Annotated in this window: 8 protein-coding genes; 4 read left to right on the forward strand and 4 right to left on the reverse strand. The window is 60.8% G+C overall.

Annotation, left to right across the window (positions count from 1 at the left end; all coding sequences use genetic code 11):
- Window positions 1-52 precede the first annotated feature (52 nt).
- Window positions 53-928: a UTP--glucose-1-phosphate uridylyltransferase GalU gene (gene galU / locus ACP_RS09920; protein ID WP_015897180.1), complete on the forward strand. Its 876-nt coding sequence runs from the start codon at window positions 53-55 to the stop codon at window positions 926-928.
- A 275-nt stretch (window positions 929-1,203) separates the two neighbouring features.
- Here the strand turns inward: galU and ruvB are convergent, their stop codons facing one another.
- From ruvB to ACP_RS09940, 4 genes are all read right to left on the reverse strand, one after another.
- Complete coding sequence (ruvB, locus tag ACP_RS09925; protein ID WP_015897181.1) at window positions 1,204-2,274, reverse strand: Holliday junction branch migration DNA helicase RuvB; 1,071 nt, start codon at window positions 2,272-2,274, stop codon at window positions 1,204-1,206.
- A 68-nt stretch (window positions 2,275-2,342) separates the two neighbouring features.
- Window positions 2,343-4,427 carry an EAL domain-containing protein gene (locus ACP_RS17390; RefSeq protein ID WP_015897182.1) on the reverse strand — a complete coding sequence of 695 codons (2,085 nt, stop codon included), beginning with the start codon at window positions 4,425-4,427 and terminating at the stop codon, window positions 2,343-2,345.
- 136 nt (window positions 4,428-4,563) lie between these two features.
- Complete coding sequence (locus ACP_RS09935) at window positions 4,564-5,754, reverse strand: hypothetical protein (RefSeq protein ID WP_015897183.1); 1,191 nt, start codon at window positions 5,752-5,754, stop codon at window positions 4,564-4,566.
- 42 nt (window positions 5,755-5,796) lie between these two features.
- Entirely contained in the window at window positions 5,797-6,990 is a 1,194-nt protein-coding gene (locus ACP_RS09940; RefSeq protein WP_193760145.1) for a Fic family protein, read from the reverse strand.
- A gap of 197 nt (window positions 6,991-7,187) precedes the next feature.
- Here ACP_RS09940 and gyrA point away from each other — a divergent pair, with 197 nt between their 5' ends.
- From gyrA to hrcA, 3 genes are all read left to right on the forward strand, one after another.
- On the forward strand, window positions 7,188-9,854 hold the full coding sequence (gene gyrA, locus ACP_RS09945) for a DNA gyrase subunit A (RefSeq protein ID WP_041839472.1): 2,667 nt from the start codon (window positions 7,188-7,190) through the stop codon (window positions 9,852-9,854).
- Window positions 9,855-9,972: 118 nt separating this feature from the next.
- Window positions 9,973-10,377, forward strand: coding sequence for a GlcG/HbpS family heme-binding protein (locus ACP_RS09950; protein ID WP_015897186.1), 405 nt, complete (start codon window positions 9,973-9,975; stop codon window positions 10,375-10,377).
- Between the two features lie 186 nt (window positions 10,378-10,563).
- Window positions 10,564-11,661: a heat-inducible transcriptional repressor HrcA gene (gene hrcA / locus ACP_RS09955; protein ID WP_015897187.1), complete on the forward strand. Its 1,098-nt coding sequence runs from the start codon at window positions 10,564-10,566 to the stop codon at window positions 11,659-11,661.
- The last annotated feature ends 99 nt before the right edge of the window (window positions 11,662-11,760 follow it).

An 11,760-nucleotide genomic window follows, 5' to 3' on the forward strand; every position in this document is an offset into this window, starting at 1 on the left:
CTGTCGCCGCACGCAAGGGCAGCACCGATGGAAAGGGTGAACCAAAAGCACAATGAAGAGCAGAGTACGCAAAGCAGTTTTTCCCGCCGCGGGTTTCGGAACCCGCTTTTTGCCGGCAACCAAGTCCATCCCCAAGGAGATGCTGCCGCTGGTTGATAAGCCGATCATTCAGTACGGCGTGGAAGAAGCCATTGCCGCCGGCTGCGACCAGATCGTGATTGTGACCGGGCGCGGCAAGTCGGCCATCGAAGATCACTTTGATATCAGCTATGAGCTTGAGAACACGCTGGAAAAGCGCGGCAAGAAAGAGCTGCTTGCGGTCTCTCGCAATGTGTCCAATATGGTGCGCCTCTCGTATGTGCGCCAGAAGGAAGCGATGGGCCTGGGACACGCTGTGCTGATGGCGCGCGATCTGATTGGGGATGAGCCGTTTGCGGTGATCCTGCCCGATGACGTGATTGATGCGAAGGTGCCTTGCCTGAAGCAGATGATTGACCAGTACGACAAACTGCAGGGCTCGATTCTGGCCACGCAGGTGGTGGAAGGACCGGCCATCTCTTCGTATGGCGTGATTGACGGCACGCCGCTCAAGGATGATCCGCGGGTGATGGAAGTGAAGGGGCTGGTCGAGAAGCCGAAGATGGAAGAGGCTCCGTCGAAGAATGCCATTATCGGCCGGTATGTGCTGACGCCCAAGATCTTTGAACTGCTCGAGAAGACGCCTCTGGGCGCGGGCGGCGAGCTGCAGTTGACCGATGGCATCAAGGGCCTGCTGCAGAGCGAGAAGGTCTACGGCTACACCTTCGAAGGCAAGCGGTACGATGCGGGCGACAAGGTGGGCATGCTGACAGCTACGGTGGATTTTGCGCTGAAGCGCGACGATCTCGGCCCGAAGCTGCGCGAGCATATCCAGTCGCTGGGCCTGTAGAAATTCCAGCAGCAGAAAGCAGAAGACCCGGCGCGCAGCCGGGTCTTCTGCGTCTGGTTGTGGTTTTCGAAGCCTGAGCATTTCACGGCGACGCTTCGTGGAAGTGAAAAAGGTAAGGCACAGGGGCTAAAGCCCGCTGATTATTTCGCCGATATTACGGCACGGCTGAAGCCGTGCCCTGATACAGCGCGAGGCGTGCCGCAGACTGCCGCGTGGTGTTCCGCGAGCCAACGCTGCGTCGCGCTTTCAGCCAGACGGGGCTGCACGCCCCCCCTCTAAAACAGCAGGTTTCCTTTGCGCGGCAAGGGCAAGCCGAAGTGCTCATAAGCAGCGCGCGTGGCGACGCGGCCGCGCGGCGTACGGTCAAGAAATCCATGCTGAATGAGGAACGGCTCGTAGACCTCTTCGAGCGCATCCTGCTCTTCGGCGAGGGTGGCGGCGAGCGTGTTCAAGCCTACGGGTCCGCCATCATATTTCTCAATGATGGTGAGCAGGAGGCGGCGGTCGAGATCATCGAATCCGTGCGCATCCACTTCGAGCAGTTCGAGCGCCTGCATGGCGGTTTCACGATTGATTTCGCCGGTGCCGCGCACCTGGGCAAAGTCGCGCACGCGGCGCAGCAGGCGGTTGGCGATGCGGGGTGTGCCGCGCGAGCGCATGGCGATTTCAGCCGCGCCATCGGCATCGATGGGCACGTGCAGCACCTCGGCCGAGCGCTGCACGATCACGCGCAGGTCGTCGTCGGTGTAGAACTCCAGACGCAGCAGAATGCCGAAGCGCGAGCGCAGGGGCGAGGACAGAAGCCCGGGCCGCGTGGTGGCGGCGACGAAGGTGAAGGGCTTGATGTCCATGACATGGGTGCGCGCGGCCGGGCCCTGGCCGATGATGATGTCGAGTTTGTAGTCTTCGAGCGCGGTGTAGAGCTTCTCTTCGAGCACCGGCTGCAGGCGATGGATTTCATCGAGAAAGAGCACCTGCTTCTCGCGCAGGTTGGTGAGGATGGCCGTGAGGTCGCCCTGAATCTGGAGCGCCGGGCCGGAGGTCTGCTGAAAGCCGACGGAGAGTTCATTGGCAATGATGGTGGCGAGCGTCGTCTTGCCCAAGCCCGGAGGTCCGAAGAGCAGTACGTGATCGAGGGCCTCGCCGCGCGAGCGGGCGGCTTCGAGAGCAATGGCTAGCTGCTCCTTGGCCTTGTTCTGCCCGATGAATTCGCGCAGGTGGGTGGGGCGCAGCTTGAGCTCAAAGGAATCCTCCTCATCCGCGCGGGCCGCGCTGATGAGCCGCTCCGTATCGAGGGATTGCTTGCGGGCCGGGTCCCGGCCGGGGGTGGAAGAACTGCGGACCATTTGTCCCGAGTCTAACGGCAGCCGGAGACGATGGGAAGAGTTGGATAGAAACGGCGCAATGACGAGGCTCAGGAGATGCGGGGCGTTCTGGGCGCCATGGCCCGCCGCGCCGCTGACGTGGAGCCACCGGCCGGTGTCTTCAAAGTGGAGAATGCGGCGGGCGGCGGCGAATCCACGCAACAGATAGGGCCGGCCTCCATAATGGTCATGACGCTGCCGAGCACATCGCTGTGGCGGCTGAAGATGGGCGCGGCCGTGAGGCAGAGGGAGACGCGAGTTCCATCGGCCTGACGGTAGTCCAGTTTTTCAAAACGCACCATGCGCGCCTCGCGCATGGCCCGCATCAGCGGGAGGGTGCCCCAGTCGAGAGGCTGGCCCTCTTCACTCAGCGCGTGCCAACAGGCACCGGCGGCGGGCTCGTCAGGATGCAGGATGGGGTGACCGAGCAGCAACTCTGCGCGGGCATTCGCGAGTAGCACCCGGCCTTCAGGAGCTGTCGCCGTGACAATGCCGACCGGAACCGCATGGAAGACGGCGAGCAGGCTGGCCTGCGACTGCTGGAGCAGCTCTTCGGCACGCTTGAGATCATCGATGTCTTCGACCACTCCGTACCAGCGAATGATGCGGCCCTGTTCGTCGCGGCGAGGCGCGCCGCGGCCCCGCACCCACTTGAACTTTCCGTGTGGGGTACGAATGCGGTACTGGCGGTACTGAATGTCTACAGGTGCGCCGGTAGCAACAGAGTGTAGCCAGAGAGGCTGAATGCGCGGCAGATCCTCGGGATGCACGGCGGTGAGCCAGCCGTGGCCCATGGATTGCTCCGGTGTAAGCCCGGTCAGCTCTTGCCACCGGTGGTTGGCTGTCATGAGATTCCCTGCTGCATCGCAGGTCCAGTTCACCTGCGGATTGAGCTCGACGGTGTGCCGGTAGTGATCCTCGCTCTCACGCAGGGCATTCTGCGCAAGCCTGCGTTCGGTGATGTCGATGAAGGAGAGAGAGACGCCCACAACCTCATTGGCCTCGTCGCGGGCTGGCTGAAAAGACACCAGCGCGGTACCGGCTTCCTCGGGCGTGCAGACGCGGGAAAGCGGCACTTCCAGATCGCTGATGCATTCGCCATCGAGCGCGCGCTGGATGGAGGGCTTCATCTCTGCGGCAATCCGAGGCATGGCCTCGTCAATATTCCGGCCCACAAAGCTGATGGCGGAGGTGCCCATCATCTGCGCCAAGCGCTTGTTCACGCTGGTGAAGCGCATTTCACGATCAAGAAAGCAGAGACCGACAGGCGCGGCGTCATAGAGCGCCTGCAAGTGCGCGAGACGGCGCGAGGCGGAGTTGTCGAGACGGAACTCCTCATCAGTGGAAAGCGCGCCGGAGCCGCTCATAACAGGCGGAGTCAGCTCCATGCGCTCAAGAAAGACACCGAGGTGCGCGGCGGGCATGGGACGGCCAAAGAGCCAGCCCTGGCCGACGTCGCAGCCGAGCCACTGCAGCATGCGCTCCTGGTCGGGAGTTTCGACGCCCTCGGCGACGGTTCTCAAGCCGAGTGTCTGGCCGAGGCCGAGCACGGCAGAGACGATCTTGCGGCTCTCTCGCCGCTCGACCATGCAACGCACGAAACTCTGATCGACTTTAATGACATCGAAGGGTAGCGCCTGCAGGTGCTTCAGACTGGAATAGCCGGTGCCAAAATCATCGACGGCAAGCAGCAGACCGAGCGATTTCAAGTCAGCGGCAATGCTGGCGGCGCGATCAAGATTGTCAATGAGCGCGCTTTCGGTGATCTCCACCGTCATGCGCTGTAAAGGATATTGCGCGGCGGAAGCCGCAGCTTCAAACATTTGCGGCAAGGTGTCGTCGCGCAACTGCAGCGGAGAGACATTGACGCTGAAATGCAGATGGTCGGGCAGTTCGACGGCGGCGGCCATGACATGACGCAGGAGATTCCGGGTGAGGGGCGTGATCAGGCCGGAACGTTCTGCGAGAGGAATGAACCGGTCTGGCAGAATCAGCTCTCCGCTGGGATGTTGCCAGCGAATCAGCGCCTCAAAACCGACCACCCGGCCAGTCTTCATCTCAAAATAAGGCTGGAAATGGGGGACAAGCTCGTCCCGCTCCAAGGCCCGTTCAAGATCTGACTTCTTCAAAGCCATCAGAAACCTTCTACGTCGTGAACAAAAACCACCAAGCCTATTACGAATATCGAAGGGTTGATGATTTTCCTATGGCTAATTCAGGGGAGTAGGGATGACGCTGTTAGCTCGGAAGTGCGCGCGAAGAGCTGAGGCCCTACGGTAACCACTTTGCAATCAGCACGGAAAGACTGCCGAGGCTAAGAACGGCTTGCGCCGCCAACAGCGTGGCGGACAACACAAAAAATGGCTTGCGAAGGCGGCTCTCGAGCGCGTCCGCCCAGACTCCGCCTAAAAACGTCAGGAGAAAGGGCAGAGCCCAGAGCCAGGGACTGCCCTCCATGGCGGGCAGACGCAAGAGAGCCAACAGCAACAAGAGGACAAGAGGCACGGTGTTGCCGAAGTATCGCGAGCGGGGAAAGATTCCATAAAGGATTAAGGCGATAGCGAACGCGGCGGTCAAAGATAGTAATTGGGGCAACCACTGGCCGCTGGACAAAGCCTCTGGCAAGGGACGCAGAGAAAAGCCAACATGCGCGAAAGCATGCGTAAACACTGCGGCGAAAACCGATGAGCGAAAGCCGGTCTCTGCCCAGAGGAGCAGCAGTGCGCCGGCCGTCCAGGTAAATACCAGTCCGGGCAGGTATTTGCGCTGCTTCTCTGCCAACCAGATGAGCAGCAGCGTGCCGGGAATGATGGCCACCAGAAATGCGACCAGATGCGCGGCCGCCGTGAAGCCGAGCGTAACGGTCAACAGCAGGATGCGCTTGCGCCACTTGCGGCGCGGCCCTTGCATGGCATGAGCCACGCCAATCGCGGTGTAGAGCGAGGCGAAGAGTCCGAAGGCCGCGAGGATTTCATTGTTGGGCGTGGCGCTGGCGGCCAAAAGGGGCGGGGTGAAGCAGTAGAAGCCGAGCGCGATGTATCCGCCGGGGTTGCCGTAGAGCCGGCGCGTGACCCACCAGAGGCATCCGCCGAGAGCGAGGCCCGCCAGCATAAAAGGCAGGCGTATGAAGAAGGCCAGAGATGTGACGCCGGTCGAGGCTGCGGCCAAAGCGGCGGAAGCGCGGCCCGTCGCGAGCTGATCGAGCGCGACCGGCAAACCGGCCAGCCGGTAGCCCAGGGTGCCGTCATAAACAGGAGCGCATGGCGTCGCGGATGCCGGCTGAGGCGCGACTCCCCAAAGGCTTGCTCCGCAGGCGGCGAATTGGCGCGCCCGGGGTGTGAGTGGAGTGTGCGTGCTGATCCAGAAGCCCTGCCCGAGGAAGAAAAGCAGCAGCAGCGCAGCCACGCGCTGCGGAAAATTGAACCGGAATTTGCGCAGCCGCTGGGCAGGTAAATGAGACATTGCGATGAGATCGACAAGGGCCAGTGTAATACGCAGGGATTGCTAGAGTTCTGTACCCTCGTTCAACATTGCGACGTATTCCGTGTAGCGATACACCCTATTTCGATTGCGCCCGCTGATTTCATGAAGAATGTTCAAACGAATCAACTCTTCGAGGGCGCGGTTCACTGTGGGCAGGCTGAGCCTGGTCTGCCGCACTAATTGATTCGCCGTTGTGAAGGGCGTGTACTGCAAGGATTTCAAAACCAATAGCAGGGATGCCTGCTTGACTCCTTTGTTGGTAAGCCGGCCTTCATCTGCGCGAAATAATTGCAGCACCCGTTTTGAGAGTTCCACGGCCTGTTCAGCCGTAACCGCGATCGCTTCAAGAAAAAACTCGATCCACTGCTCCCAGTTACCCTCCAAGCGAACCTGCTGTAGAAGTTCGTAGTAGCGGGTCCGGTTTCGTTTGAGATAGAGCGATGGATAGAGCAGTGGCTCCGACAATACCTGCCGTTCGACGAGGAGAAGAGTTACCAGCAATCTGCCCATTCTTCCATTCCCATCCAGAAACGGGTGGATGGACTCAAACTGCAGGTGCAGCATGGCCGCATGAATCAGCGTTGGGAACTCCTGCTGGCCGTCATGGAGAAACTTTTCGAATGCATTCAATGCATCGTGCATTTCATTCACAGGCGGAGGAACGTAGGTTGCATTGCCCGGCCGGCTGCCGCCAAACCAGTTCTGCGTCGTTCGGAATTCGCCCGGAGTCTTGTCGCTCCCCCGGCCGGTTCGCAAGAGCCGCTCATGCATTTCCCGTATCAATCGAAGCGACAGAGGAAATCCACCCTGTAGGCGCTCCAGACCATGCCGCATGGCGTCCAGATAGTTGAATACCTCGCGAATCTCCTGCTGATGCTCGGGGAAAAATTCATCTGCCTCAAACAAGAGCAATTCGGAAAGGGTGGATTGCGTTCCCTCAATTTGAGAGGAGAGCACAGCCTCTTTTCTGCTGTAGAACGAGATGAAGAGATTGGTATCCGGAAGAACCCTGCTGATGCCGTCCAGGCGACCCAGCATACTGTCTGCTCTTGAAAGCGCGTTGCGAATCTCTGGAGTCCACTGGATTGGAGGATCAGGAGGCAGCGGCGAAGGGAAGAAGGCGTTGAAGGGTTCCTCCGACTTCGGGAGTTGCTTTAAGAACCGGCCCTGTAAGCCTCGCATCACAGGGCTATCGTAAATTAAAAAATAGAACATTTTTTAATTTACGAGCCTCGCTAGTAACTTTTTTTTATTAGAGAGCTGCCTGGCAACCGCAGCGCGCCGTAACCCACTGATTCCAGTGGGCCGCCAAGCCCGCTGTACGCGAGCTAAGCCATGATTTATCATAGAGATAGTCTTCGCCGCGGCCAGCTCACTCCATTGGCGGCATAGGGCGATTCTCAGCAAACGATATGGCAGACGATCAGAATCCTCAGCTTCCGCTCGGTAATGGTTCGGGCGGCGACTCCACGGGCGGCCCTAACGGCGGCGCCATGAACCTGGTGCCCATCAACATTGAAGAGGAGATGCGGCGCTCGTATCTCGACTACTCGATGTCGGTGATCATCGGCCGCGCGCTGCCCGACGTGCGCGACGGCTTCAAGCCCGTGCATCGCCGCATTCTCTATGCCATGCACGAGATGGGGCTGCAGCATAACAAGAAGTACACCAAGTGCGCGAAGGTGGTTGGCCAGGCGATGGGTGTGTACCACCCCCACGGCGACTCTGCCATTTATGACACGCTGGTGCGCCTGGCGCAGCCCTTCAGCCTTCGCTATCCGATGATCGATGGCCAGGGCAACTTCGGGTCAGTGGACGGCGATCCGCCGGCAGCGATGCGCTATACCGAGTGCCGCATGATGCGCATTGCCGGGGAGATGCTGGCCGATATCGACATGGAGACGGTGGACTTTACCCCGAACTATGACGAGTCGACGCTCGAGCCCACCGTGCTGCCCACAAAGATTCCCAACCTGATCGTGAACGGCTCGAATGGCATCGCGGTCGGCATGGCGACGAATATTCCGCCGCACAACCTGACCGAGGTGATCAACGCCACGATCGAGATGGTGAACAATCCGCATGCCGGGCTGGCCGAAGTGCTCCAGCACGTGCAGGGGCCGGACTTCCCGACGGGCGGATTTATCTATGGGCGCAGCGGCATTGCCAATGCTTACCGGACTGGGCGCGGCCGCTTCCTGATGCGGGCCAAGGCCTCGATTGAGCAGTTGCCGCAGGGCCGCAGCGCGATCATCGTGACCGAGATTCCTTACCAGGTGAACAAGGCCAAGCTCATTGAGCGCGTGGCCGACCTGGTGAACGACAAGGTGATTGACGAGATCTCGGACATTCGCGATGAGAGCGACCGCGACGGCATGCGCATTGTGATCGAGCTGAAGCGCGGCGCCGAAGCGCAGATTGTGCTCAACCAGCTTTACAAGCACACGCAGATGCAGGAGAGCTTCTCGATGATCTTTCTGGCCGTGGTCAATGGCCAGCCGCGCGAGCTGCCTCTGCCGGATGCGATTCGCCACTTTATCGATCACCGCGTCGATGTGGTGCGCCGCCGCACGGCCTACCTGCTGCGCAAGGCGCGCGAGCGCGAGCATATTCTGCTCGGCTACCAGATTGCGCTCGACCATCTCGATCACGTCATCAAGATCATTCGCGGGTCGAGCTCCCGCGCCGACGCACGCGAGAACCTCTTCCAGTTCTTCTCAGGCCGCACGATCACGGTGCGCGACGAGGCGCTGGCCGGGGTCAAGCTCGATCCTCAGAAGTATGCGATTGACCCGGCCACGATGATCGAGGCCACGCTGACATTGAGCTATCGCCAGATTGACGCGATCCTCGAACTGCAGCTCTACCGCCTCACCCAGCTCTCGATTGACGAGCTGCTCAAGGAACTGGCCGAAGTTCGCGAGCGCATTGCCGAGTACGAGTCGATTCTGGCCTCGGAGAAGAAGCTGCGTTCGGTCATCGTGAAGGAGCTCGAAGACGTTCGCAAGGCCTACGGCGATGAGCGCCGCACGCAGATTGTGGACGAGACCGCCGAGTTGCAGCTCGAAGACCTGATTGCCGATGAGCAGGTGGCGGTGACGGTTTCGCACTCCGGCTACCTGAAGCGGACGCCCATCTCGACCTACCGCCAGCAGAAGCGCGGCGGCACGGGCCGCATGGGCATGAAGACGCGCGAAGAAGACTTTGTGCAGCAGTTGCTGGTGGACTCCACACACGCCTACCTGCTGTGCTTCACCAACACGGGACGCGTGTACTGGCTCAAGATTTACGAGATTCCTGACGTGGGCGCGGCCGGCAAGGGCAAGTCGATTGCCAGCCTGCTCAACCTGCAGCCGGGCGAGCAGGTGCGCGCCATCATGGCCGTGCGCGACCTCACGGAAGAGGGCAAGTTCATCTTCTTTGCGACGCGCAACGGCACGGTGAAGAAGACGCCGCTCAAGGACTTCTCCAATGTCATGGCGCGCGGCATCATCGCCATCGGCATTGACGAAGAAGATGAGCTGATGGGCGCGACGATTACCGATGGCAGCCAGATCGTTTTTCTGGCGACGCACGAAGGCATGGCGATTCGCTTTGATGAGAACGATGTGCGCTCGATGGGCCGGCCGGCCCGCGGCGTGCGCGGCATCGACCTCGGCAAAAAGGATCACGTGGTCGGCATGGCCGCCACGCCCAAGGATCGCGGCGTGGGCGATGATGGCAAGGCCTGCGCCTGTCTGATTCTGAGCGTGACCCAAAATGGCTACGGCAAGCGCACCGATGTGGATGAGTACCGTCTGCAGACCCGCGGCGGCAAGGGCGTAATCAACGTGAAGACGACGGCCAAGAACGGCAAGGTCGTCTCGATTCAACTGGTGGATGACACCTCGGAGCTGATGGTGATCAGCCAGTACGGCAAGATCATCCGCATTGACACCAAGGGCGTGCGCGCGGCCGGACGCTCGACGCAGGGCGTGCGCCTGCTGAATCTGGATACGGAAGACAAGGTGGCCGCGGCCGTCGTGATTCCGCCGGAAGAGGCCAAGGAAGAGCCGGAGACCGGCACGCTGCTGCAGTAATGGCAGGGTGGTTTCACCCGATTAAAAAGGGCGCCTCGAAAGGTGCCCTTTTTACTTTGCAGCGGGATGGCATCTGAGAGAGTGGAGTAGCACCAAGAATTTCATGCAGGAGCATCGTATGTTTGACACTGTGAATCTGGAAGACGCGCGCCGCGTGATCGCCGCCGCCGAGAAGAAAGCGGCCGCCATTGGCCAGCCCATGAACATTGCCGTGGCCGATGCCGGAGGCAACCTGGTGGCGCATGTCCGGATGGATGGAGCGTGGCTTGGCTCGATCGATATTTCGATCAAGAAGGCTTACACCTCCCGCGCCTTTGACATTGCCACGAAAGATCTGGCGACACACTCGCAATCGGGCAACCAGTTTTTCGGCATTCACGCCTCAAACAACGGCAAGATCATGATTTTTGCCGGCGGCATTCCCCTCAAGCGCGACGGGCGCGTGGTGGGCGCGATTGGCGTGAGCGGCGGCTCGGGCGAGCAGGATCACGCGGTGGCCGAAGCAGGAGCCGCGGCCCTGTAATTTTGGCGGCTGCGCTGGAGCACTTAGGCTTTGGCGCGGCCTGCCCGGAAGAGTGTAGATCGCGCAAGAGGCGGAAACCGGAGTAACCATGGCTCCGGGAAGCGGACGATCCGCTCATTGACCCTGCAAAACCACACTCCTACACTAGAGTTGGAGACCTGTCCCGCAGGGCAGGCTGAGACGCCCATGGCACCGGAAACCCGCATCAGCCCTCGCGAGCGGCTGGTGCTCACCTCGATCATCGAGCATTACATCGAAACCGGCGATCCGGTGTCGTCGCAGGCGGTTGCGCGCGATTTTGCGCATCGCAACGGGATGAGTTCGGCGACGATTCGCAATGTGATGGCTTCGCTGGCGGAGAACGGCCTGCTGGAGCAGCCGCATACGTCCGCAGGGCGCATTCCGACGCCGCGCGCTTTCCGCTACTACGTGGAGCATCTGGGCGCGGTGGGCGCGCTGGCTGGTCATATCGTGGGCGCTCCTCTGGGACAACAGCCCGTGGCGCTCTCTGACAACCGGCGCGAACAGATTGATGAGAGCTTTTCGGGCGTCCACACGAGCCAGCAGTTTCTGGAGCGCACCTCACACGTGCTGGCGCTGCTCTCGAGCGGCGTAGGCATTGCCTTTGCGGCTCTGCGAGAGACGCATGCGCTGGAGCACATTCACTTCTCGCGCCTTGCGCCCAATCGCGTACTCGCCGTGGTGGTGACGGTCAGCGGAGTGGTGCTGGACCGCATGCTGCTGCTGGACCACGACCTGTCGAGCGCGGAGCTGGAAGTCTCAAGCCGCTTTTTGAATGAGAACTTTCATGGCTGGCCGATTGACTCCATTCGGACCGAGCTGAACACGCGGCTGGAATCGGAGCGGAATGAATATGACCGGCTGATGCAGTCGCTGCGCGAGCTGCACCGCAAGGGCGCGCTCGACAACGCCGCCGAGCCGGTGATTTTTGTGGAAGGCGTGGGAAACCTGCTCGATCACGAGGCAGACCGCGACCGGCTGCGTGCCATGCTGGCGGCGCTGGAGACCAAGCAGCGGCTGATCGAGCTGCTGACGGCTTATCTCGACGCGCGGCAGAAGAACGTGCGTGTGGTGGTGGGCCTGGAAGAAGCCATGCCGGAGATGGAAAACCTGGTGCTGATTGGCGCGCCGGCCCGCGTGGGCGAAGAGAGTATGGGCACGGTTGCTGTGCTGGCCCCGACGCGCATCCATTATCAGGAGACGATTGGAGCCGTCTCCTACATTGCCCAGTTGTCTGCCCGTCTGCTGCAGCCGCCGCAATAGGCGCTGTTTTGTTGCGCGGGGGTTACGCAGCGGATTTGGGCGGCGGCTCTCGATTCCAGAGTGCCATTTAGACTGAAACCAGAACCGAATCACGGGAAA

The organism is Acidobacterium capsulatum ATCC 51196 (genome assembly GCF_000022565.1).
Lineage (GTDB): Bacteria > Acidobacteriota > Terriglobia > Terriglobales > Acidobacteriaceae > Acidobacterium > Acidobacterium capsulatum.

What these genes read in the sequence shown, in the direction of transcription:
- galU (WP_015897180.1), top strand. Translation starts at nt 53, where the DNA reads ATGAAGAGCAGAGTACGCAAAGCAGTTTTTCCCGCCGCGGGTTTCGGA.
- ruvB (WP_015897181.1), bottom strand. Translation starts at nt 2,274, where the DNA reads ATGGTCCGCAGTTCTTCCACCCCCGGCCGGGACCCGGCCCGCAAGCAA.
- ACP_RS17390 (WP_015897182.1), bottom strand. Translation starts at nt 4,427, where the DNA reads ATGGCTTTGAAGAAGTCAGATCTTGAACGGGCCTTGGAGCGGGACGAG.
- ACP_RS09935 (WP_015897183.1), bottom strand. Translation starts at nt 5,754, where the DNA reads ATGTCTCATTTACCTGCCCAGCGGCTGCGCAAATTCCGGTTCAATTTT.
- ACP_RS09940 (WP_193760145.1), bottom strand. Translation starts at nt 6,990, where the DNA reads ATGTTCTATTTTTTAATTTACGATAGCCCTGTGATGCGAGGCTTACAG.
- gyrA (WP_041839472.1), top strand. Translation starts at nt 7,188, where the DNA reads ATGGCAGACGATCAGAATCCTCAGCTTCCGCTCGGTAATGGTTCGGGC.
- ACP_RS09950 (WP_015897186.1), top strand. Translation starts at nt 9,973, where the DNA reads ATGTTTGACACTGTGAATCTGGAAGACGCGCGCCGCGTGATCGCCGCC.
- hrcA (WP_015897187.1), top strand. Translation starts at nt 10,564, where the DNA reads ATGGCACCGGAAACCCGCATCAGCCCTCGCGAGCGGCTGGTGCTCACC.